Raw genomic sequence first — 23,946 nt, 5'->3', positions numbered from 1 at the left:
CTCGATTCACTAACTATGATAACGAATTCATGAAATATGTCAATCGTTTGACATAAATTTCTTTATTTATTTTACAGACTTATGCATTAATAAGCCAATTTTACTTATATAAAATATGATAAACGTTTGACACATTTTTCATTATCTACTAAAATACAAATTAAAGATAACGCTTACACGGAGGTAGAAATTATGAAATGGACAAGAGAAAAACGTTATTTACCTTATAGTAAATGGGATGCTGAAACCTTGCGCGACTTGCAGGCAGAGGCCGCAAATTCTGCTTATCAAATGCATTACCATTTGCATCCTATCTCAGGTTTAGTTAATGATCCAAATGGATTTTCTTACTTTAATGGTGAATATCACCTATTTTACCAATCATATCCATTTGGTGCCGTTCACGGTCTTAAATCCTGGGTACATTTCAAGTCAAACGATTTAGTTCACTGGATCAATCTTGGTTTAGCTGTTAAACCTGACAGCAAGGCTGATTCTCAGGGTGCCTACTCAGGTTCTGCTCGTGAAATCGACGGCAAATTATTCTTAATGTACACAGGTAATCACCGTGATAAAAATTGGGTTCGTACCCCTTACCAAATTGGTGCTTGGATGGATAAAGATGGCGTAGTCAAAGATAAAACTGTTTTATTCAAGAATCCTGATCACATCACTGAACATTTTCGTGATCCTCAAATTCTTAAAGAAAATGACACCTACTATGCAATTTTAGGTGCACAAGACAAGGCTGAAAAGCACGGTCATATTGATGTTTGGAAATCCAAGGATCTCAAGAACTGGGAAGAATTAGGCTTCTTAAACTTATCAGATCATGATTTAGGCTACATGATTGAATGTCCTAACATCGTGCGTGTCGGTGGTAAGGTCGTAGTAATTTTCTGTCCTCAAGGCTTGGATAAAAAGATTGCCGACTACGATGACATTTACCCTAACATGTATGTGATTGCCGATGATATCGATTTTGAAAACCATCGTTTAATCAACCCAGGTCCTTTACAAAATCTCGACGAAGGATTCGATGTTTATGCTACTCAAGCATTTAATGCTCCTGATGGTACTGCAGATGAAGTAAGCTGGGTTGGTTTGCCTGATACTACCTATCCAACTGATGATGAAAATTGGGCTAACTGCTTAAGTCAAGTTAAGAAATTAAGTATCCACGATGGCAAATTGTTCCAACAACCTGTTGAAACTATCAAGTCATTACGTCGTCACGCAGAAAAAGTTAGTGGTAAGACAATTAAAGAAAATACCACTGGCCAATATGAATTAAAATTAAATATTTCAGCTAACCAAACTGGCAGTTTACATCTTGCTGCTAACGATGATTTAAGCGAAAGTCTGCAAATCAAGTTTGATACTAAAACCGGGAAATTAACTTTAAATCGCTCCAAGGCTGGTAAACAAGTAGCAGTTGACTATGGAACTACTAGATCTACAAGTTTTACTCCACATGAAGACTTAAAACTTGATATTTTTGTCGACCACTCATTAGTAGAAATTTTCGTCAATGATGGTGAACATGTTTTAACTGGCAGATTCTTTACTGATCCAGCTAACCAACGAATTGAATTTGATCAAGATACAAATTATCAAGGAACTTTCTACAATATGGAACCGATTCTTTAATAAGATGATATTATGGCAGTAAAATTGACAGATGTTGCACAAAAAGCTGGTGTTTCAGTAACAACTGTCTCTCGAGTAATTAACAATCATGGCTATCTGAGCGACAAAACTAAACATAAAGTTTTTGCAGCCATGAAAGAATTAAATTATCAACCTAATTCCCTAGCTCGATCACTTCAAGGCAAAAAAATGAAATTAATTGGATTGATTTTCCCAGAAATAACCAATCCTTTTTTTGCGGAGCTAATTCAAGATATCGAAAGCATTTTATTCGAAAAGGGATATAAGGTAATTCTTTGCAACGCTCAAAGAGATAAAGAAAAAGAACGTGCTTATCTAAAGATGCTCTTAGCCAACCAAGTTGATGGTATTATTGCTGGAGCTCATAATTTAGGAATTGAAGAATACCAAGAATTAGGATTGCCTATTGTTTCTTTTGACCGTAAATTATCAGAAAACGTACCTATCGTTAGTTGTGATAATTATCAAGGAATTAAATTAGCAGTACATGATTTAATTCAAAGCGGTTGTCATAAAATTTTCTTTTTAGGAAACAAGCAATTAAAAGGCAACCCTACAGATCAACGATTAAAAGCTTATTTAAATGAAGCTGAAAATTTGGATTTCACTCCTCACATTTGTTCAGTAGCATTTTCTGATTCTACATTGTTGAAAAATATCACTATTCACGAGATGCTACAAAATGATCATCCTGATGGCGTTGTCTGCACCGATGATTTGACTGCGATCTTGGTTTTGCAAGAAGCACGAAAGTTAGGATTAAAAGTACCTGAAGATTTAAAAGTAATTGGTTTTGATGGTACTAAGCAAATTCAAACTTACCATTCTGAATTATCAACAATTGCTCAACCTATCAACGATATGGCAATTTTGTTAGTTAAACTCTTACTTCAACGAATTAGCGATCCTAATAAAGAGCTAAATAAAAAGCAGTACATCTTACCTGTTAAACTAATTAAAAGCTTAACAACCGCATGAAAATAAGGCTTGGAGATTTCCAAGCCTTATTTTTTTAGACATATTCTATTTTAATATCACTCATATTTGAACGTCCCTGAATAATTAAAGTGGGTCCTCCGCCATTAGATGTACCATCAATTTCAAAATCACCTGACATAAAAGTAGATGCCATATTGCTTTCTACCTGCCATGATAATGGTAAGTAAATCGTCAAATCTGTCATTGTTAAATTAACGTTCATTGTGACTGTTTCATTTGCTGCTTGAGCATCATCCAAATACAAGTTAACATCACTCATTTTGGCATTCACATCAATCGTTTCAAGTTCTTTTGAATGAATATAACGAGAAGTATCTGACATAGTTTGATCAACCACTACATGAGCGCCCTGTTCCTTGCTTACCGTATCAGTAAAGATATGATCTGTAATAGCTTCTCTTTTGTTCCTAAAGTTTTTAATTTTCTTATTTGCATAAACCACCGTATGAAATCGATTACGAAAGATAATCCCCAATCCAATTGAAATCAGTACGGCTGCCAGCAAAATAGTCCAAGGCACTAACCTGGTAATATGCAGTGGCTCAGCAAAAATCATTAAAATGAAAGCAATAGAAAAGACACTTTCAGTGATTCGGCGATTAATTAAACCATCTAATAAACTAATTGCAAAAATCACCGTACCAACTGCAGCCCAAAAGCCAAGCTTGTAAGTCCAAATCCCCATTTGATTCAAAACCACAAACAATGCACAGGCAATAAAGAAGATACCCCAAAAAGCTCGTCCTAATTTACCTCTCATTAAAAATTCCTTCTTTCCTCTAAACGATTACGCAAATCACGATAATAATGCCGTGAGATGTAAACCGTTTTGTATGATTCTTCAAATTTAATCTGACAGTTAGAAATTGAACGAGTAATAGCATATATTTTATCTAAATTCAAAATAGTAGATTTAGCTACTCTCATGAAATTACCGCCTAATATATCTTCTAACTCATACAATTTATACTTAACCTGATAAGCATTCTTAGCAGTATGAGCCATAACGATTTTACTGTCAGTTTCAAAGAAAAGGATGTCGCTTAAATTCAAATAATAAGAAACATTGTCTTTGATAGCTTCGATCTGCTCTAAATTTGGCGTTTGCTTTTGCAAAGCATGATACAATTGCTCAATTTCCGGTGTCAGTGCAGATGCATTGATTACCAATTCTGTTTCTTTTTGATTAGGATCAATATTTAATTTTACCTTCAAGCTTCATCCCTCCCTTCAACGTAATTACATTAAACTAAGAATCTTGTACAAAAACCAGCCATTTAAACTAAGTGGTCAATTTTCACGACTAAGAGGTAAAAAAAGACTACCTTTCATTCAGAAAAGTAGTCTTTTACAATTATAATTCGTCATTCTTTTGTTTTTCAGAATCTAAGAAGTAAATCAAAGTTTGCAATTCTGTTGCTAAGTCAACATTTTGTACTCTTACGCTAGCTGGAGCTGACAATCTAATTGGCGTGAAGTTCATAATACCCTTAACTCCTGCATCTACCATTTCATCAGTAGTCTTTTGAGCAGCTGTTGAAGGAACCGTCAAAATAGCAATCGAAATCTGCTGATCACTCAATTGCTGCTTTAAGTCTTTCATATCATAAACAGGAACGCCACTTAAAATGCGACCCGTAATTTCCTTATTAATATCAAAAGCGCAAGAAATTCGAATATTGTTGCTACGTTTAAAGTTGTAATTAAGTAACGCTCTTCCTAAGTTACCAACACCAACTAAAGCAACATTGGTTAATGTATCTTGATTCAAAATCTTTTTGAAAAAGCTAAGCAAATTCTTTACATCATAGCCATATCCGCGTTTACCTAAAGCACCGAAGTATGAAAAATCTCTTCTAATTGAAGCACTATCAACTTGAACTGCTTCAGATAATTCAGTAGAAGAAACTTTATCTTTGCCTTCTTCATTCAAAATAATCAAATAACGATAATATAAAGGTAATCTTTTTGCTGTTGCTTTTGGAATTTTTATTCTATCCATAATAGAAGCCCCCAACTGTATTTCATGTTTGTGAATGCACAATCAAGCATATCTATCATACCTGTTAACATGGCATTTGTCCAAATATATTTTTCACAAAGATTATTTTTCACATATATTTACTATTCGATCAATTTCTGCCATATGGTAGAATAATGATTAGGTGAAAAATTATGATTATTGCACAAGGACACGATTTAGAACAACAATTTGGTGCCAACACTCTATTTAAAAATGTTACTTTTTCAATCGATTCTAATGCCCGAATCGGTTTAGTTGGTCCCAACGGGGTTGGTAAAACTACCCTATTAAAGATTATGACAGGCGAGCAAGAACCCACACACGGTGAATTTACTGTTAATAAGGGCATAGATGTAGGTTATATTGCTCAGGAAAATGCATTAAATGAAGACAAAACCATTTGGGATGAAATGGAATCCGTTTTTGCACCTTTAATAAAGGAAGCAAAAAGTTTAACTCATATGCAGGAACAACTTGCAGAGCATCCTGAAGATCAGGAACTGCTTAAGCAATATGATCAAAAACAATTTACTTTTGAACAAAAAGGTGGTTATACCTACCAATCAGATATTAAGAGCATCCTGAATGGATTTAAGTTTCCAGAAGATACCTGGCAAAAGAAGATTGGTAGCCTTTCTGGTGGTGAAAAGACTAGATTGGCTTTTGTTAAATTGCTTTTGCGTAAGCCGGCACTGCTTTTACTAGACGAACCTACTAACTATCTTGACTTGGATACGCTTGATTGGTTGGAAGGCTTTTTGAAGAACTACAGCGGCGCAATTTTGGTTGTATCCCACGATCAATACTTCTTAGATCATTTAGCAACTCAAATCTTCGAATTGCAATTTGGTAAATTAACTCCATTTAAAGGCAATTATTCTGCTTATGTAATGCAACGTGAGCAACGTGATAAAGATCAAGAAGCAGCTTATGAAAAGCAACAAGCTGAAATCAAAAAAGACGAAGAATTTATCCAAAAGAATTTGGTAAGAGCTACTACCACCAAACGTGCTCAGAGTCGGCGGAAAAAACTAGAAAAAATTGAGCGCATTAAGCCACCAAAGCATAAGAGCAAGGTTCGCATTCATTTTAATAGCGAGCGCCCTTCTGGTAAGGAAGTTTTAATCCTAAATGATTTAACTATTGGCTATCCTGATAAAACAATGGTCAGTGACATTTCCTTCCAAATTAATAAAGGTGATCGTGTAGCTATTATTGGACCAAACGGTATTGGTAAATCCACATTGCTTAAAACTATTATGAAGCAATTGCAACCTAAGGGTGGTTCTATTAAATATGGTGCATCCCTAGATATCGGCTATTATGATCAAGAATTACAAAGACTTGATCCATCTAAAACTGTTTTGGACACTGTCTGGGACCGTCACAAAACAATGCCAGAACGCGATGTTCGTTCAATCTTAGCTAGTTTCCTATTTACTGCTAAGGATATTGACAAGACCGTCGGGCAACTATCAGGTGGACAAAAAGCCAGATTAACTTTAACAGTCCTTTCTCTTGAACATGATAACTTCTTATTAATGGATGAACCTACTAACCACTTGGACATTGAAGCAAAAGAAGTTCTTGAAAAAGCACTGAAAGACTTCGATGGCACTTTGCTCTTCGTTTCCCACGATCGTTACTTCATTAATCAATTAGCTAACAAAATTGTTTCTGTCAGAGATGGACACGCCAAGATATATAATGGTAATTATTCTTACTATCTTGACGAAAAAGCTAAACAAGAAGCCGCTGTTTCTTCTTCATCAGAAGTTCAGCCTGCTAAACAAGTTAGCCAGCAAAAGCTTTCTTATCAGGAACAAAAGCAACGTGATTCACAAAAGAGAAAATTGCAGCGTGCAATTGACCAAGCTGAACAAAAAATTGAAGAACTTGAAGAGCAAGAACAAAACATTCAAAATGAAATGGCAAATCCAGACATTGCCTCTAATTTTGATAAATTAGGGCCATTGCAAGAACAATTATCTGATGTTCAAAAACAACTAGATGATGCCAATAATGCTTGGGAAAAAGCAATTGAAGAAATGGATAATTTTGAATAAAAAGTGGCTCTTTGTCAAACACCCTAAAGTATAAAGGTAGATAGAAACATGACGATGTTTTTATCTACCTTTTTTCTTATACTTAGATTGAGGTTGAGGTCGACAACAGAATGGAATATTGAATTCGACTGTCAAACGGGCCCATAAATATTTATTTTCAATCGAACTAGATTAAGGGTGTGGATCTCAGAGATCGTGTAATCAAGAAATGGAGCTGAAAATGAATATTTGCCTCAATCGATTAAAATGGGGTGATTAGGTGAATATTATTGGTATTGATGTTAGTCAAGGTGAAAGTCATGCAACTTTGATAACAGAAGAAGCGGAAAAAGTAGCTTTTAAGTTTAAGCATAATAAGAGCGGCTTTCAAATATTAAGTTCGTATATTAAATTCAATACGATAATAATATTTGAAACTACAGGTGTTTACTCAGCTCAACTTACTACTTATCTGAAAAGAAAAAAGGTTAAGTTTTATGAACTAAATCCTTTAGAAGCAAAATTAAGGATTGCTTCATTGAGAAGAAATAAAACTGACAAAAATGATTCGTTTAAGTTAGCTTTATTGGGTAAAACACAGTTGGCAGAAATAAAGAATCATTGTAATAAACAATCTTCTTCACCGTATGAATCTTTACGAATTTTATCTTTGAGATATAAGCAATTAATTAAATGTAGAACCAGAATACTTAATTTTCTTCGCTCTAGTTTAGAGCTTACTTTTCCAGAGTTAAATCAAATTTTCAAAAATGCTTATGCGGTTTTAGCTCTTCAAATATTTAGAATGTATTGTCATCCTGATTTTTTAGTGGGGTTAACTCTTAAAGAAATGACTGATAGAGTTTATAAATCTGTAAGCAGACGAATACACAAAAATGTAATTCAAAATTATTGTGCTCAAGTTTGGTTGGCAGCTAAAGACTCTTATCCTGCCGTTCCAGCAGACTCTTTAGAGATTGAAATTATTTCAGAATACTGTGACGAAATAGAAAGTTACAATAAAAAAATAGCCTATCTTCAGAGCAAATTAATTAAGACAGCTGTTTCTTTGAATAATTTTAAAGTTATTTCCAGTATTCCAGGAGCCGGTCAATTAAACAGTGCGCTGTTACTTGGATTTACTGGTGATCTTGCCCGCTTTGATAATTATAAGCAACTCAATGCTTTCCTAGGACTAGATCTAAACAGATATCAGTCTGGTAAATACGGTAAGGGTGATACTATTAACCGTAGAGGCAGTAGTCAAGGCAGAGCTGTTGAAACAGATATGATTCGAAGTATGTTAAGAAATCAGGGTAAAATTAAAAATCATTTAATCGATTACTATTACAAATTAAAAAAGCCACCTTTTAACAAGCATGACAAGGTAGCTTTAATAGCATGTGCTAATCATTTGAATCGTACTATTATAAATTTGGTTCACACGCATCAACTTTATAATTATTCTAAGGCAATACATTAATAAATGCTTAGCACGTAATAAGTTAAAAACTGCCAAAAGACTAGACTTTTGGGGTTATGTTTAGTATACTCTTTTTTTCTATGTAGTAATGCTTGACATTCTATAAGAAATCCTGTTGATAGAGAGTAAATGAATAGAATCAAGCGGACATTAAAAGGCTGTTTGGTTCTTTTTCTTTAAACAAGTTTTCCTCTAAACGAATTCTGGTTAAAAGATTGATAAAGTTAGAATAGCCGAAGGCTGTTCGCTCATTTTGTTTGATTTTGCGATTGAAGCCTTCAAGGCAGCCATTGGAGTAAGTCAAAGCTGCTCCGTTGAGTACCGCTTTTAGATTATGTTTGAAGGTTAGCAGCGTTTTATGCATTAAAGCTCCAATGGAATCTTTGCTGGCAATTAATGATTCAATTTTCTGAGTATCGCCGTCTTCAATCGCCTTAATAAAGCTCTGCATCAGATTATATGAGTTTTCTAATGTAGTGTTGGCACCGATACCCTCCATCACTACTTGCACTTGAGTTAGGCAATCTTTATAATGCCAATTATAGCGAGGATGAATCTTTTCGAGTTCATCATACTTTTTTAAATATAGTTTCCAGGGAGATTTGAGCAGCTGATACTCTCTGGATTTCTTGTCAAAGGTCTTCATGGTTCGAACTCTTAATGAATTGAATGATCGAGTGAGCATCTGAATCATGTGGAAGCGATCAATGACAATCTGTGCATTAGGAAAACAGGCTCTAACGATATCTTGATAGTAAAAATTAAGATCCATCGTGACCGTTTTAACGTTGGCTCTAGCTTGGGGTGAGAAACGACCAAAATATTTAAGCAGGGTCTTCTTATAGCGTGTTCTAAGAATCTGAACGACTTGATGATTGTCACCATTTAAACAGATAAAGTGCAGCTGACGATCAACGCCCTTGAACTCATCAAAAGCTAAATGAGCTGGCAAGTATTCATAGCTGTCAAGAAAATGATGCGAACAGCTGCCTAGAACTCTTTGGACGGTATTGACAGAGACATTGTTTTCTCTAGCAATGCTGGTCATGGAACTGTCTTCAGTCAAAGCAGATAATACCTTCAGTTTGGATGCATTAGAAATAGAGCAGTATTTGTTTACTAATTCTGATTGAGCCATTGACCAGCGATTGCAATCGCGACATTTAACTCGCTGTTTAGCTAGTCTGATAATTACAGGATGACTAGCATTAGCTGTCAAATAGTGAATATTAGTAATCAAATGACCATTATGCAGGAGAGCCAAGGAGCCACAGCAAGGGCAAGCGGGTTGAATTAATTCGGCTTCATAGATTTTATGCTTCTTCATTTGAACCATCTTGTAGAAAAAGCTCTTAAAAACAATATTTTTATCTTTAATATCAAGCGCAAATTTAATACAATTATTTAAAGAGGACATAGTACACACCTTTACTTATAAAATGTTTAGTGGAATAGATTTTTTATTACAGAGGACTATGTCCTCCTTTTTTATTGCAATAAAAAACCTGTTAACAGCTTATCATATTGATAAGCAATCAACAGGAAAAATTATAGAGCCTAAAAAGTATGAAAAACTTCCACAATATAGTGGAAGTTTTTTGTATTTACAGACAGATAAAATAACGGATTTTATTATTCAATATCCTTATATATTATTTTTAAGAGGTGTATCTTAAAACTGAAATGCATATCCGTTTGCATTTTTAGGGTTTTTGGAAAGAAGGTTTTCCTGTGACTGATAATACATCACTTACTGGCGCAGCACTATTAATCGATGCTTTACAAACAAACGGTTTAAACAATATGTATGGTGTTGTTGCTAGTTTAGCTGAATTAAAGGCATGAAATATTATGGTTTTAGCCGTGAAGACGCTGCCGTTGACGCAGCTGCTGCAGGTTGCTTAACTGGTAACCCTGGTGTAGCTTTAACTGTATCAGCACCTGGATTCTTAAATGGTTTAACAGCTTTAGCACAAGCAACTAAGAACTGTTTCCCATTAATCATGATCTCAGGATCATCAGATCGTCATATTATTGACCTTGATCGTGGAGATTATGAAGGTTTGGATCAATATAATGTTGCCAAACCATTCTGTAAGGCAGCTTACCGTGTTGACCGCGCTCAAGATATGGGCTTAGCCATTGCACGTGCAGTTAGAACTGCACTTAGTGGCCGTCCAAGCGGTGTTTACTTAGACCTTCCTGCCGCAACTGTTACTGACACTGTTGCACAAAAGTCAGATGCAAACATCTACAAAGTTGTTGACTGGACACAAGTTCAATCAGGTCCATCATGTACTCAACTTTTAGCATGGCTTGGTGCCGATGTTATTAAGATTGAACGTATTAACACTGGTGACCCAACTAGAAATGAATTGCTTGATATTCAAGACTCATGGAGCCTTTACTACTTGCAATTAAATGCCAACAAGAAGTCTTTGACTTTAAACATCAAGACTGATGAAGGTAAAAGATTATGTACGACTTAATCAAGAAAGCCGATGTCTTCGTTGAAAACATCGCTCCTGGTTCTGCCGAACGTAATGGCTTTGGTTGGGAAAAATTGCACGCAATGAATCCTAAGTTGATTTATGCTTCATTAAAGGGATTCAACGAAGGTTCACGTTTTGAAGATGTTAAGGCCTTTGAACCAGTTGCTCAATCTGCTGGTGGTGCTGCTTCTGCTACTGGTTGGAACGAAGGCAAAGCTAACGTTCCTACTCAATCAACTGCTTTAGGTGATTCAAACTCAGGTATGCACCTTACTATCGGTATTTTAGCTGCTCTCTTGCAACGTGAACACACTGGTGAAGGTGCTTTTGTATATCAATCAATGCAAGATGCCGTATTGAACCTTTGCCGTATCAAGTTATCGGTTGGACTTACAAGGCTAAAGGTTGGGAAACTGATCCTAACGCTTATGTTTACATCGTTATTCAAAACAGCGACAAGAGCTGGGCAGCAATTGCCAACACCATGGGTCACCCAGAATGGATTACTGATCCTCGCTTTGATGGCTGGCAAAACCGCCAATTACACAAGGAAGAAATTTATCCATTAATTGAAAGCTACACTAAGCAATACGACAAGTATGAATTAACTAAGAAGCTTGGTGCTGCTGGTGTTCCAGTAGGTCCTGTTCTTGACTGGCACGAAATTGAAAACGACCCAGACTTGAACAAAGATGGTACTATCGTAACTATCGACCAAGGTGGCAACCGTGGTAAATTTAAGACCATTGGTTTAACATTTAGCCTTGCTAACTACAAGCCTGATTACAAGCGTGCACCAGACCTTGGTGAAAACAACAAAGAAATCTTAGCTTCACTTGGTTATGATCCAGATCAAATTGAGAAATTGACTGAAGAAGGCGTAATTTCTAAGGCTCAAGGTCCTAAGAACCCACGCGTTCAAGTAATCAAGGGTAATGAAGAATAATACTATTATTTCTATTCAAAAAGCTGTTCAGGTTTGAATAGCTTTTTGTTTTTTAAAAGAAAGTGTACTAATGATGACAGAACCTAAATACGACGAATTAGAGGAAAACAATCCTCATCTAGATAAAGATAAGCCCTACCCTTTAAGCGGATTGCTAGTAGTAGACTTCACCCACGTTTTATCCGGTCCTACCTGTACCAGAATGTTAGCAGATGCTGGTGCACGTGTGATTCATATTGAAAGAAAAACTGGGGATGATACCCGTCACATGGGACCATACATCGAAGATGGCTCCAGTGAATACTTTAGAATTTGTAATGCCGGTAAGGAATCAATTGCCCTAGACTTAAAAGATCCTAAAGATCATGCCTTGGTTGAAAAGATGATTGCTAAAGCTGACGTGGTAGTTGAAAACTTCCGTCCAGGTCTAATGAAGCGCTTAGGATTTGGTCCAGATGAAATGGTTAAGAAGTATCCTAAATTGATCTTTGCCTCAATTTCTGGCTTCGGTCAATATGGTCCTTGGTCTAAGCAAGCCGCTTACGACACTATTGTTCAAGCCGTTTCTGGATTAATGGATGCCACAGGTACTCCTGATGGCAAACCAACTAGAGTTGGTACTTCTGTATCTGATGTGGTTGCCAGCATTATGGGCTACAGTGCTATTATGATTGCACTCGTTGCTCGTGAAAGAACTGGTAAAGGAACTACGGTAGATGTTTCCATGCTTGATTCAACCTTCTCACTGATGGTTCAGGATTTGATGTTGGCATTAGGGCCACATGAGGTTCCTCACCGTATCGGTAACCGTCACCCAGATATGTATCCATTCGATACTTTTGACTGTAAAGATCAACCAATCGCTATCTGTTGTGGGAACGATCACCTTTGGAGCTTATTGTCAATGCATTAGGCCATCCAGAATGGATTGACCAAGCTAACTTCAATACCAATGACTTGCGTGAAAAGAATTGGCAAGATGTCAAAAACGCAATGCAATCTGTCCTTGAAACTAAAGATGCCGCTAAATGGAACCAAATTTTGCATGATGCAGGCGTTCCTGCTGGCCTAGTTCTAAACGTTGATAAGAACACGCCGCCTTGATCAAATTATTGATCGTGGTATGGTTAAGACTCTGCCAGATGGTAATGAAGTTCTTGGTTCACCAATGAAATACGGTACTTGGAACTCATACGGTTTACAAAAAGATTCACCAAAACTTGATGAAGATGGCGCCAAAATTCGTAAGGAATTTGAATAAGATATTATTTCTAAGTGTATAATTTTTTGCGGTAAGTTGAATAATTAATTAAAAAAGCTCAAATCCTTTGAAATTGGACTTGAGCTAAAACAAAAAGACCAGTAGTCTGATGTTAACGAAAAAAACACATTAGAAGCTGGTCTTTTATGGAATCTATTATAGCTGATATCGTAAAAATTATTAAGTCTGAAAATAATGTTATTGCCCGTGAAAAGGCATTAATGTGCTATTTCTTTGATCTGATTAGAGAATTGATGACAGCAGCACTAGAAGAAGTTGATGCTGGTCTAGTTGAAGAGACTAAAAAGCAAGGCTATCAGATCGAGAAGAAAAATAAGCGTTCAGTTGTGACTGCCTTTGGTGAAATCAGCTATTGGCGCAGAAGACATGTTTGTCCTGGCAAAAAGGCTAAATATCCACTGGATAAGCTGATGGGCTATGACAAATATAAGCGTTACAGTGTTTTGGCAGTGAAGGATATTTTGCAGGTTAGCGCCGTGGCAACTTACCGCAATACTGCTTTAGCTGTTAATACTCTCTCCTGTTTCAATATTAGCCATAGTCAAGTTGGCAAGCTGATTGTGCAAGCAGGCAAACAGATTAAAGCACAGCAGCAGTCTGAGGAAAGATACGATGGTATTGCTCAAAAGAAAAAGGTGCCAGTGCTTTATCTTGAAGGCGATGGCGTTGTGATTAAAGGCACCAAGAAGCGACTGGAATTTCATCGCTATCAAGTCTGCGAGGATATTATTAATTTAAGCAAGACACGCAGAAAGAGAGTACAGGCCAAAGAGTTTGTTTCTTTAAGCCGCTTGGATGCTTTGCAAGAAATTAAAGCTTATTTAGCCAATACCTATGACTTAAGCGATACTTTAATCATCAGTAATGCCGATGGCGGTGCTGGCTATGCCAAGAAAGACTTTGATGAAATAGTTGGCTATTGCCGGCAGCACGAACACTTCTTGGATGTCTTTCACTTGAACAAAAAGATTAAAGATCGTCTAAGCTTCATGCCGGCCATGCAAGGCAAATTGATCAGTGCAGTTGAGTTTAAATATGACCGTCACTTGACTGACGTGATTTTAGACACGATTGAAAGCAATCTGATTGATGAGCTGAATACGCCAGAAAATCATGAGAATTTAAGGCGCCTGCGCAGCTATCTTCATCGTCGCTGGGTGGATATTAAGCCATTCAAAATGCGTCATTTGTCCGTAATTAAGGCAATTGGCTGCTGTGAAAGCAATCACCGTAAATATACTTATCGCGTCAAAGGGCAAGGAAAATACTGGTCAGAAGATGGTGCCGAAGGAATTCTGCGTGTACTGACTTGCATTAAAAACAAAGAGCTGGAATACTGGCTTAGCAGTGAGTTTGCAGGTGGACAGCTCGATATTGGTGATCAGGAAGAATTGAAAGGTGCAGTTCGTGCCAGCCTAAGAAAGACGCATGAAGCTCATCTGGGCATTCATCACGGCGCCATTGAAAGCTTAACAGCAGGACATAGCTATTTAAACGATTTTAGCAGAAAAATAAATCAAATAAATATTTAAGAAATTAAGGTCAGACTAATGGCTAATAGCCTACCGCAAAAATATTGACACTTACATATTATTTGAAATTATTGTCTTCTTATAAAAAATCTTATAAAATAAGTGTGTAAAAGTCGGTGTTTCTCTACCAGATAGTGAGAGTTTTTAAAGTCGGTGATTCTCTACCGGATAGTGAGAGTTTTTAAAGTCGGTGTTTCTCTACCAGATAGTGAGAGTTTTATAAGTTGGTGTTTCCCCACCATAAGTGAGAGTTTAAGCGAGGTGTTAAAAAGCACCTCGCTTTTTTTGGAGGAAAAATGAACGAGCAATTAAAGCTGTACAACATAAATCCATCTTACGTTGATCAACTTCATAATTTGGACTATCGAGTTGAAAAACACCACGGTAAACACAGCAAACCTTACCTTGGTATTATTTTGAAGATTAACAATATTCATTATTTTGTTCCCTTATCTTCTCCCAAACCCAAACATAAGCATATGTATGAAAGTTTGACCTTTGTAAAAATCACAAACAGGTCACAACTTTTATCAGTACTCAATATTAATAATATGATTCCTGTGCCCATTGGTTTTTATCATAAAATCGATATTAATAAAATATCCGATTTAAAATATAGAGATCTATTGAATGCAGAACAAATTGCTTGCAGAAAAAAGGCACGACGAATTATCAAAAATGCAAAATTAATTCATAAGTTCATTTGTTATGAACCTGAAAGACACAAAAATATCAATAAATTTTGTTGCGATTTTAATAAGCTAGAAAAATACTGTCGTAAAATTTCTAAAGAAAATTAAATAAACTAATCAACTAAAAAACTAGTACATCTACCCGCTACTGTGGTATTTGTACTAGTTTTTTACTTTTTCAAATCAATTAAGAAGTAATTTTCATTCCCACGATATGTCGCAATGGAATATTCAATCGGAACCTCATTCTTGGTATAGCCATAAGTATGAAAATAGAAGACAGTATCCTTTTCTGTAATATCTAATAAGTCAGCTGTCATCTCATTGGCTGCCTTAACTTCCAATTTTCGCTTAACATGAACGACTGGTAAATTTCTTTTATCCAACTCCTGATAAAGCGACTGCTTTGCAAAATCAACTTGCTCTAAATCAGCTAAATGCTTTACAGGTAAATAGGTGGTAACTACTACATTAGGACTACCATCAGCCAAATGTAAACGCGTTAACTTATAAACCTCATCTCCGTCTTTTAACTCTAAAGCCTGTCTTACCTCTTCCGTTGGTTCAGCCTTTTTAAAATACAGCACCTGGGTTTGAGCAGTTAATCCCTTTTGCTCCATTTCGCGATCATAGCTTTGAATGACATGAATAAATTCTTGAGCAATCTTAGTTTGCTTAACAATTGTCCCCACATGTTTGCGACGTTCTAAGTAGCCCTGATTAACCAAATCCTGGACCGCATGACTAATCGTTGGGCGCGATACCTGATATTTAGCCGCAAGCTCTATTTCCTTAGGAATCAAGTCACCAGTTTGATAATGACCATCAGTTATCTGCTTGCGTAAGATTTCTTCGATTTCTTGATACTTTGCCTTAGTCATGTGGCAAAAACTCCTGTGCTTTTTCCAAAACACTAATCGCATTCAAACTATGTTCATAAGCCTCATCAGCAGCTTGTTGGTCATGTTCTTTGATCTTTTTAGCAAAGTAATTAAACTCGCTAATCATTCGGTGAACATACTTATTGAAGTTATAATGCTTTGGCTCTTCTTTTTCTATTTGAACATAATAGTCAGGCAAAACATTGAGCGGTCCATCGAAGTAGATTAAGCCCTTCTCACCTTCGATGTATGAACGAGTTGGTCCCACTGCATCCTTGGCTGCAATTAAACTAGCTTGCTTATCATCATAAGTTAAATTCAAGATACCAGACGTATCGGTATCGCGTTGAATTGTTGGCAAGTATGAGATTTGCTTAGGTTGACCAAATAGACTGACACAGAAATTGATGTTGTAGATGTTCATATCCATCAAGGCACCGCCACCCATTTTGCGGTCAAACTTAGGAATATGAACACCTGCCAAGAATTCTGCATAGTGACTAGAAATTTGCGTTAAATTCAAAGCTACTACGTGAACCTTGCCGATCTTTTTCAAGTCTTCCTTTAAGTGGAAGTAGTTCTCAAGGTAAAGAACGGTCATTGCTTCGAAAAGCAAAACGTGGTGTTCGTCCGCAGTCTTTTTAAGTTCTCTTACCTGCTCACTAGTTTCAACCAGTGGCTTTTCACAGATGACATTTTTATCTGCAGTTAAAGCTTGTCTTGCGATTGGAAAATGCAATGAATTAGGCATACCAATATAAACAGTATCAATATCGTTATCTGCAAACATTGCCTCATTATCTGTGTAGACTTTATTTATTTGATATTTTTCGGCTAATTCTTCTGCGACTGACTTTGATCTAGCTAAAGTGGAAATTGCCACTAATTCTACATCTTGCATTTGATCAGAGGCTGACAAAAAGTCATGCACAATTTGGCCACTACCAACGATTCCTAATTTCATTTCTTACTCCTAACGATTAATTTCAATACCATCAACATGATCGTCTTCCATCCGGCGCTTCAAAGCTTCGTAAATCTTCACACCAGCAGAACAACCGATACGATCAGCACCAGCACGAACCATAGCTAAAAAGTCATCGCTGCTGCGAATACCACCAGCAGCTTTAACTTTGACATCATCGCCTACTACTGATTTCATTAACTTTACATCTTCAACTTTAGCACCACCAGTACCAAAGCCAGTTGAGGTCTTAATAAAGTCTGGTTTAACTTCTTTAGCAATTTCAGCTAACTTCTTAATTTCGTCCTTAGTTAAGTAGCAGTTTTCAAAAATTACCTTACATGGAATGTTGTGCTCGTGACAGACAGCAACCATTTCTTGCATTTCACGCTTGATGTAGTAGTAGTTCTTAGCCTTTAACTCGGTAATATTAATGACATAATCAATTTCATTAGCACCATTTTTAATTGCATCTTTGGTATCAAAGACCTTGGATTCGATCGTTTGTTGTCCTAAAGGAAAGGCAATAGCTGCACCCGTATCGATATCAGTACCTTTTAATTGTTCAGCACAAAATTTAGATTGTACTTGGTTAATGGCAACCATCTTAAAATGATATTTTTTAGCTTCATCACAAAGTTTCTTCATATCCTCATGAGTTGCGTCAGCATGTAAATTAGTGTGATCGATTAATCTAGCAAAATCATCTAAAGTGTATTTCATAATTTAAGCCTCTTCTATTATGTAATGACATATTGCTTACATAGATGATATTATAGCTTAGTTAAATAAAGGTCAATACATATGTAATTACATAATAAAAATCCTAGAATAATTTCTAGGATTTTATCTTTCATCTTCTATTTAATTCAACATGCTCTTAGCATATGACAATTCAAGTGATGGATCAGCATTCAAAGTCAAATCTGCAAATTGATTATCATTATAAAGATTATATGCGGCGGCACCAATCATTGCAGCATTATCACCGCAAAGCTTAATGTCTGGCAAAATCACCTTTGGTTGATCTGCCTTAGGCAACTTAGCAATTTCTGCACTCATGCGATCACGCAAAGCATGGTTAGCAGCAACCCCACCACCCATGATAAAGGTCTTAGGCTTGTACTGCTTAATTGCACGAATCGTCTTATGTGCTAAAACGTCAATTACCGCAGCTTGGAAGCTAGCAGCTAAATCGTATTTATTCAACTTCTCATGAATTTGATCAGCATGGTGACAAGTGTTGATAAATGCTGACTTGAGTCCTGAGAATGAGAAGTCATAGTCATCATCTTCCATCATTGCACGTGGGAAATTAAAGGTATCCTTTCCTTCGTGAGCCCAGGCATCAATGGTCTTACCTGCTGGATAATTTACCCCAAGTACACGGCCAATCTTGTCGTATGCTTCACCAGCCGCATCATCACGGGTATCACCGATAATTTCAAAATGAACTGGATCTTTCAACAAGACAATCTCAGTATGTCCACCTGAAACTTGCAATGCCAAAGCAGGATATTCGATCTCATCCTTTAATTGCGCTGCCATGATGTGTCCCATAATATGATCAACACCAATCAAAGGAATACCTGTAGCCATTGAAGCTGCCTTAGCCGCACTGACACCGATCAAAAGCGCACCAACAAGTCCTGGGCCATAGGTAACAGCAATTGCATCAATGTCATTCCAATCACAGTTAGCTTCATTTAAAGCTTCCTTAGTGATTTGGCTAACAACTTCAATATGGTGACGACTGGCAACTTCTGGTACTACACCGCCAAATCTTTGATGACTCTTGATTTGTGTTGCCACAATTAAACTCTCAATTTCACGTCCATTTTTGATAACAGCTGTGGAAGTTTCATCACATGAACTTTCATAAGCTAAAATGCGAACATCTTTTTTCTCACTCAAAACGTAAACTTCTTTCTTCTAATTTGATGTGGCTTTAACCATAAAACCATATTTATTGCATCAGTATGAGTATCTTGATAATAATTTTTACGAATAAAATTGCCCGTAAATCCTAATGAACGGTATAGCCGTTGCGCAATCTCATTATCCGTACGTACTTCTAAAGTCACGCAATCACTGCCATTATCACGAGCACGATTGATCATCATTTCCATTAAATAATGACCAATATGCTGATGTTGATATAGCGGCGAGACGGCAATATTAGTAATATGCGTCTCTTCTGGACTAAATCTTGCACCGATAAATGCCACCAAGTTTGAGGCGTGATAAACCACTAAATATAAAGAATTATTTCTTTTTCTCAATTCGGTCGCAAAAGAAAACTGACTCCAAGGCGTTCTGCCAGAATAAACCTGCTGCTCTAATACTAATAGATCTGGAATATTATCATCATTAGCTTGCATTACTTGCAAAATTTTACCATTTATAACCAATATAAATGGTGTAAAACTCATATCAATTTGATTAACTGATTGATTAAAAAACTGATTAAACTTCTTCAACATAGTGACTATCCGGCTCGAATGGCTTTCCTGTTTTCTTATGCCAATCCACTTCTGCCTGCGTTCTGCGTAGATATCTTGGCAACAACTTATCTGGATCTACTGGTTCAGCATCAACTGCTAATTGACCAATCAAACCAGCGTGAATTACATTTTGTTCATCAGTGCCATATTCATATGGGATATCCAAAGTCTTAATTTTTTCATCCTGCTTCTCAAGACCAGAACCAACAAAAATAATCTTATTGACCTTATTTTGTGCTGCATATTCTTGAATAGCCTTAATCAAAACATCAATATTGTAATGACCATCTGGAATTACATTTTTAGGAATATCACCACTAATGTATCCTGCAGCGAAATAATTATCGTTTCTGGCATCCAAGCCTGTAATTACTAAAGCTGGTTCTTTAACACCTTTAGCTAAAGCTTGCAAAGTAGAAATACCAACTACTTCTTTATTTAAAATGCTTGCAAACATTTTTACAGTAGTAATCCCTATTCTTAAACCAGTGTATGAACCAGGCCCAATTGCTACGGCAAAACGATCTATATCATTTAAAGTTAATTTATTTTCTTTTAAAATCTCTTCAATTAATGGATCAAGGTGTTCGCTATGATTACGTTCATCTCGCTCATTCTTCTCAACAATGACTTGTTGATCTTCATTTAAGGCAACGCTTAAATGATTAGTAGCTGTAGAAACACTTAAGATTTTCATTAATATTATTCTCTTTCTGCTTTAAATTACTTTTTTATTTTAACACGAGAAACAGCTTGCAATACAATGTAGATTACTACCATCTGAACCCAAGGAATAATCATTTCTTTAGGCAAGCGTTGAACTAACGCAGCATTGAAATTCATCCCATACATCAGGTGAAGCCACAGAGTATTCATCCCGATATTCACAATAATTGTCACTAAAATTGTTGAAGCAACAATTCGCCATATTTTGACTGGATGATTATACAAAAATAATGCATAAATTAATGGACCGACCATCGCGGTCAGAGTAAAGCCAATAAAAAATCCCCCTTGATTGCCAAAAATTGCAGAGGAAACCAAATCACTGATTCCGCCACCAACCGTGCCCCATACTGGGCCAAAAAAGTAAGCTAATAATACACTGCCGATAAAGCCTAAGCCTACTTTAACAGTAGTTGGACCAAATGAAAATTGACTTAATATAATCTTCATTGCAACTATCATTCCCAAGAAAATCATCTGTTGCAAATCTGTACGTAAAATTTTTTTTGCATTCATCTATTTCCCCATCCCTCTCATCATAAAAAAAGCATGACTAATTTGTCATGTCTTTTATTATATCTCACGCCACTTCAATTCGCAGACTGCCTGCTCATTTCCATCATCTGTTTCAATTGCGTGATAGGATTGGATAACATCATTTTGTACTAAATTCATGCAAGAGATTATTTCATCACCATAATGTACTTCTTTATCAAACTTGATATCAATAGTTTCCACTACATGATTTTTTAGGAAATCGCGATCTAACATATCAACAAACCAACTAAAGTAATGACTGTTGGTAACATGATGATTAGTATCTAAATCACCATATCGTGCACGATATCTTCTCTTTTTTTCATATTGTTCTTGTGCTCTCAAACGTGGAAAACGAGGCATCTTCTTTAACAACGATACGCCCCAATCTTCCATCATTTGCACATCGGCTGGAACCAAATGACGCTTTTTTAGATCTAACATCACCCATTGACTTTTAACGCTGATCAATGGATTGCCTTCAGGATCACTAATCCCGAAATCACGATATTCAAAGAAACGATTGTATCCACTAGCGTTAGTACTTAGAATAACTTGGTCGCCAGCCTCAGGCATGTGCTTAATATCAAAATGATATTGAGTAACTACCCAACCTAAACCTCTTTTTACTAAATCATCGGTACCAGCATGGCCATTACTTGATTGATGCTCTGAGACCTGCATTAGTAATTCAACCATAGCTGACAATTTTAAACGACGATTTTCATCACAATCTTTAAATTCAATCTGGTAGTTTTCAGTGTATTTCATGACTATCCTTGATGGTATTGATCATATAATTCATTCTTAGAAACATGATGCTCTTTAGCTACTTGCTTAATCGCATCTTTCTTTGACTTACCTTTTTCTACTAAGTTATTAACTAAATCAATTAGTTCTGACCAAGATAATTGCTTGGGAGCCTCAGTATTTGGTGAAATCAAAATCACAAATTCACCACGAGGTGCATTTTGAGCAAAATATTCGGTTACTTCTTCAACAGTGCCACGAATAAATTCCTCATGAATTTTAGTTAATTCTCGTGCTGCCACAATTTGACGATCTTTAGGTAAAACAGTAGCTAAATTTTTTAAAGTTTTAGCTAAACGATGAGGAGCTTCGTAAAAAATAGAAGTAGCCTTAGCTTGGTTCATTTGCTCAAAGTAAGGCTTTTGTTCAGAACTTTTACGTGGTAAAAAACCATAATAAGTAAATGGTTGTGCATCAAAACCAGATGCAATAAGTGCGGTCGCAAAAGCAGATGGACCTGGAAGAGGAACTACTGGAATATCATTCTTAATGCATTCTTGTACCAAGATGTAACCTGGGTCAGAAATAACCGGCATCCCTGCATCACTAATTTCCGCAATTACATTGCCTTCCTGCATTAACTTAATCAATTCAGGTGCGCGTTCTTTAGAATTATATTTATGAAATGAAATCATGCGATTATGAACGCCAATTTTTTCTAGCAGAATTCCACTAGTCCTAGTGTCTTCAGCTGCAATATAATCTGCATCTGTCAGAACTTTTTTAGCTCTAATCGTAATATCTTCTAAATTACCAATAGGTGTAGGAACCAAATATAGTTTACCTTCATCTTTTACATAACTGCTTTGCCGTTTCAATTTATCTGCCATCCTTCTTTATGCCCTTTTTTTCACCGAAATTATCTAAAATATCAAGACAGAACATGCAATCTGCACTAGGATCACGATGTGAGCCATAATACATGTTACAAATATGGTAGCCAGAATCATAGATCTTCTTTAATGATTCCAAGCCACTTTGCGTCTTGGTTTCAGGCGCAGGCTGATTTGCAGTTAATTTATCTAATTTTTCATGAAGCAACTGATTTTCTACTTTTAATTCAGTATTTTCTTTTAAAGTATCTAAAATATCATTTTCAAGACTAGCAATAGTCTTAGTCATATTTTCAGTTGTTTCCTGCAGTCTCTGCAACTTTGAATATGGATCCAATTTAAAACACCTACTTCCAATTTAAAGCAAGATAATCTAAAGAATTACGAAAATTAACATTGCTTAAACGCATCTTATCTATTTCAACCAAATTATCTAGCATTCGCGCAGCTATACTCATCTTAAGTGAATCAGTTAAATCATGTTCTGCCAACAATTTTAACTTAACCAAAATATAGCGTTGTTCAGATACTAATTTAGCACTCTCCGATAATTTATGAGCACTAACTAAGGCAAGACTATTATGTTCTAGCATTTCTTGATAAAAATATTTAATCGATTGATCTAATTTATCAAGATTGCCTAACTCTTCAATTTCATTTTTAGAAAAACCATTCTCTAATAAAAGTGCTGTTTTGCCAGTTGGCTTTTCCCCATTATCAAAGTTAATAATCTGAGTTCTCGAACGAACCGTTGGCAAAATCTGATCACTGTTGTTTGTAATTAAAATTGTAACTACAGGAGCAATCGGCTCTTCCAGCAAATTAAGCAAACCATTAGCTGCTGACAAGGTCATCTTTTGTGCCTCGTTAATAAAGAAAAAGCGCCGACTACTTTCAACCGGACTTTTAGCCAATTCTTCTTTTAAGGGGCGGACTTGATCGATCCCCAAGGTTTGTTTACCTTCGGGTTCAACTAATAGAACATCTGGGTGATTACCCGATAAAATTTGTTTGCAATTTTGACAGGTTCCATCTGGCTTATTTTCACCAGTACAATTAAATAAACAGGCTAGCCAATAAGCTGTATTAAGCGCACGCGTTTCATCGCTATCTACAAACAAATAACTGTGAGCTAATTTCTTTTGCTGGTATGCTCTTTTAAAAAACTCAGCTTGCTTAGTCCCTCTATTAGAAATATCAATCATTTAAAACCGCTTAAACTTATCAACTGGAACAACAAAACAAATTGCACCACCCACAGTAACTTTCAATAGTTGGGTTATTTCATATCCCGTAGAAATCATATGTGGTGTTGCGATTTCTTCTCTTGCCCGTGATTCTTTCTTAATTACTTTTAGTACATCATCGACTTCTTCATCTTTGCATCCCACTAAAAATGTGGTATTACCTTGACTCAAAAATCCACCTGAAGTTGCTAATTTAGTAGCACGAAAATTGCTCTTAACAAATGCTCTTTGCAAATTATTTGAATCTTCTTTTTGTACAATTGCAATTACTAACTTCAT

The 23,946-nt window shown here is 36.1% G+C and carries 22 protein-coding genes and 3 pseudogenes; 9 read left to right on the top strand and 16 right to left on the bottom strand.

Translation table 11 applies throughout. The features are described from left to right. Nucleotides 1–192: 192 nt before the first annotated feature. Together AADV52_RS10465 and AADV52_RS10460 are read left to right on the top strand one after the other, a co-directional pair. Nucleotides 193–1,650 (top strand): sucrose-6-phosphate hydrolase, encoded by a 1,458-nt coding sequence (locus AADV52_RS10465; protein ID WP_014918291.1) that lies wholly within the window; start codon nucleotides 193–195, stop codon nucleotides 1,648–1,650. Between the two features lie 12 nt (nucleotides 1,651–1,662). Next, nucleotides 1,663–2,649, top strand: coding sequence for a LacI family DNA-binding transcriptional regulator (locus tag AADV52_RS10460; protein ID WP_014563070.1), 987 nt, complete (start codon nucleotides 1,663–1,665; stop codon nucleotides 2,647–2,649). Between the two features lie 34 nt (nucleotides 2,650–2,683). Here the strand turns inward: AADV52_RS10460 and AADV52_RS10455 are convergent, their stop codons facing one another. From AADV52_RS10455 to AADV52_RS10445, 3 genes are all read right to left on the bottom strand, one after another. After that, complete coding sequence (locus AADV52_RS10455) at nucleotides 2,684–3,430, bottom strand: LiaF transmembrane domain-containing protein (protein WP_014918290.1); 747 nt, start codon at nucleotides 3,428–3,430, stop codon at nucleotides 2,684–2,686. Beyond that, the gene (locus AADV52_RS10450) at nucleotides 3,430–3,885 is read right to left on the bottom strand and encodes a LytTR family DNA-binding domain-containing protein (protein ID WP_014918289.1); all 456 of its coding nucleotides are present in this window, start codon (nucleotides 3,883–3,885) and stop codon (nucleotides 3,430–3,432) included. Before AADV52_RS10450 ends, AADV52_RS10455 begins: the two co-directional genes overlap by 1 nt. Before the next feature lie 139 nt (nucleotides 3,886–4,024). After that, the gene (locus AADV52_RS10445) at nucleotides 4,025–4,672 is read right to left on the bottom strand and encodes a redox-sensing transcriptional repressor Rex (protein ID WP_003625963.1); all 648 of its coding nucleotides are present in this window, start codon (nucleotides 4,670–4,672) and stop codon (nucleotides 4,025–4,027) included. 173 nt (nucleotides 4,673–4,845) lie between these two features. On the opposite strand from AADV52_RS10445, the gene AADV52_RS10440 reads away from it, so the two are divergent. After that, nucleotides 4,846–6,759 carry an ABC-F family ATP-binding cassette domain-containing protein gene (locus AADV52_RS10440; protein WP_014918288.1) on the top strand — a complete coding sequence of 638 codons (1,914 nt, stop codon included), beginning with the start codon at nucleotides 4,846–4,848 and terminating at the stop codon, nucleotides 6,757–6,759. A 259-nt stretch (nucleotides 6,760–7,018) separates the two neighbouring features. Continuing rightward, a complete protein-coding gene (locus tag AADV52_RS10435) occupies nucleotides 7,019–8,221 on the top strand; it encodes an IS110 family transposase (RefSeq protein ID WP_107775409.1) in 1,203 nt (400 codons plus the stop codon). Nucleotides 8,222–8,360: 139 nt separating this feature from the next. On the opposite strand, the gene AADV52_RS10430 is transcribed toward AADV52_RS10435, so the two are convergent. Next, a complete protein-coding gene (locus tag AADV52_RS10430) occupies nucleotides 8,361–9,638 on the bottom strand; it encodes an ISL3 family transposase (protein WP_126096225.1) in 1,278 nt (425 codons plus the stop codon). A gap of 314 nt (nucleotides 9,639–9,952) precedes the next feature. On the opposite strand from AADV52_RS10430, the pseudogene AADV52_RS10425 reads away from it, so the two are divergent. From AADV52_RS10425 to AADV52_RS10405, 5 genes and pseudogenes are all read left to right on the top strand, one after another. Then, a pseudogene (locus AADV52_RS10425) lies at nucleotides 9,953–10,488 on the top strand (thiamine pyrophosphate-binding protein); the annotation flags it as partial. Beyond that, nucleotides 10,471–11,659, top strand: a pseudogene (locus AADV52_RS10420) (CoA transferase). The pseudogenes AADV52_RS10425 and AADV52_RS10420, both read left to right, overlap by 18 nt. A 73-nt stretch (nucleotides 11,660–11,732) precedes the next feature. Then, a pseudogene (locus AADV52_RS10415) lies at nucleotides 11,733–12,920 on the top strand (CoA transferase). Nucleotides 12,921–13,066: 146 nt separating this feature from the next. After that, nucleotides 13,067–14,473 (top strand): ISLre2 family transposase, encoded by a 1,407-nt coding sequence (locus AADV52_RS10410; RefSeq protein WP_126096222.1) that lies wholly within the window; start codon nucleotides 13,067–13,069, stop codon nucleotides 14,471–14,473. 296 nt (nucleotides 14,474–14,769) lie between these two features. Beyond that, nucleotides 14,770–15,273 (top strand): type III toxin-antitoxin system ToxN/AbiQ family toxin, encoded by a 504-nt coding sequence (locus AADV52_RS10405; protein WP_014918282.1) that lies wholly within the window; start codon nucleotides 14,770–14,772, stop codon nucleotides 15,271–15,273. A 62-nt stretch (nucleotides 15,274–15,335) separates the two neighbouring features. On the opposite strand, the gene AADV52_RS10400 is transcribed toward AADV52_RS10405, so the two are convergent. The 12 genes from AADV52_RS10400 to AADV52_RS10345 all read right to left on the bottom strand — a co-directional run bounded on the left by AADV52_RS10400 (nucleotide 15,336) and on the right by AADV52_RS10345 (nucleotide 23,946). Further along, complete coding sequence (locus AADV52_RS10400) at nucleotides 15,336–16,046, bottom strand: GntR family transcriptional regulator (protein WP_014918281.1); 711 nt, start codon at nucleotides 16,044–16,046, stop codon at nucleotides 15,336–15,338. After that, complete coding sequence (locus AADV52_RS10395; RefSeq protein ID WP_014918280.1) at nucleotides 16,039–17,010, bottom strand: Gfo/Idh/MocA family protein; 972 nt, start codon at nucleotides 17,008–17,010, stop codon at nucleotides 16,039–16,041. Before AADV52_RS10395 ends, AADV52_RS10400 begins: the two co-directional genes overlap by 8 nt. Nucleotides 17,011–17,019: 9 nt before the next feature. Then, nucleotides 17,020–17,733 (bottom strand): deoxyribose-phosphate aldolase, encoded by a 714-nt coding sequence (gene deoC, locus AADV52_RS10390; protein WP_014918279.1) that lies wholly within the window; start codon nucleotides 17,731–17,733, stop codon nucleotides 17,020–17,022. 141 nt (nucleotides 17,734–17,874) lie between these two features. Further along, nucleotides 17,875–18,924 carry a tRNA (adenosine(37)-N6)-threonylcarbamoyltransferase complex transferase subunit TsaD gene (gene tsaD / locus AADV52_RS10385; protein ID WP_014918278.1) on the bottom strand — a complete coding sequence of 350 codons (1,050 nt, stop codon included), beginning with the start codon at nucleotides 18,922–18,924 and terminating at the stop codon, nucleotides 17,875–17,877. Next, complete coding sequence (rimI, locus tag AADV52_RS10380) at nucleotides 18,921–19,493, bottom strand: ribosomal protein S18-alanine N-acetyltransferase (RefSeq protein WP_014918277.1); 573 nt, start codon at nucleotides 19,491–19,493, stop codon at nucleotides 18,921–18,923. The genes tsaD and rimI overlap by 4 nt, the downstream gene beginning before the upstream one ends. After that, complete coding sequence (gene tsaB, locus AADV52_RS10375; protein WP_014918276.1) at nucleotides 19,477–20,211, bottom strand: tRNA (adenosine(37)-N6)-threonylcarbamoyltransferase complex dimerization subunit type 1 TsaB; 735 nt, start codon at nucleotides 20,209–20,211, stop codon at nucleotides 19,477–19,479. The genes rimI and tsaB overlap by 17 nt, the downstream gene beginning before the upstream one ends. A gap of 26 nt (nucleotides 20,212–20,237) precedes the next feature. Further along, nucleotides 20,238–20,756, bottom strand: coding sequence for a folate family ECF transporter S component (locus AADV52_RS10370; protein WP_014918275.1), 519 nt, complete (start codon nucleotides 20,754–20,756; stop codon nucleotides 20,238–20,240). A gap of 57 nt (nucleotides 20,757–20,813) precedes the next feature. Then, nucleotides 20,814–21,548 carry an acyl-[acyl-carrier-protein] thioesterase gene (locus tag AADV52_RS10365; protein WP_014918274.1) on the bottom strand — a complete coding sequence of 245 codons (735 nt, stop codon included), beginning with the start codon at nucleotides 21,546–21,548 and terminating at the stop codon, nucleotides 20,814–20,816. A 2-nt stretch (nucleotides 21,549–21,550) separates the two neighbouring features. Next, nucleotides 21,551–22,405, bottom strand: a complete 855-nt coding sequence (gene rsmI, locus AADV52_RS10360) for a 16S rRNA (cytidine(1402)-2'-O)-methyltransferase (protein ID WP_014918273.1) — start codon at nucleotides 22,403–22,405, stop codon at nucleotides 21,551–21,553. Between the two features lies 1 nt (nucleotide 22,406). After that, nucleotides 22,407–22,757, bottom strand: a complete 351-nt coding sequence (gene yabA, locus AADV52_RS10355) for a DNA replication initiation control protein YabA (RefSeq protein WP_014918272.1) — start codon at nucleotides 22,755–22,757, stop codon at nucleotides 22,407–22,409. A gap of 10 nt (nucleotides 22,758–22,767) precedes the next feature. Further along, the gene (locus AADV52_RS10350; RefSeq protein ID WP_014918271.1) at nucleotides 22,768–23,625 is read right to left on the bottom strand and encodes a DNA polymerase III subunit delta; all 858 of its coding nucleotides are present in this window, start codon (nucleotides 23,623–23,625) and stop codon (nucleotides 22,768–22,770) included. Next, nucleotides 23,626–23,946 carry a cyclic-di-AMP receptor gene (locus AADV52_RS10345; RefSeq protein ID WP_014918270.1) on the bottom strand — a complete coding sequence of 107 codons (321 nt, stop codon included), beginning with the start codon at nucleotides 23,944–23,946 and terminating at the stop codon, nucleotides 23,626–23,628.

The sequence above is a fragment of the Lactobacillus helveticus genome (assembly GCF_046109915.1).
GTDB lineage: Bacteria > Bacillota > Bacilli > Lactobacillales > Lactobacillaceae > Lactobacillus > Lactobacillus helveticus.
The sequence above is the reverse complement of the archived record's forward strand: the minus strand, read 5'-3'. Positions and strand labels throughout refer to the sequence as shown.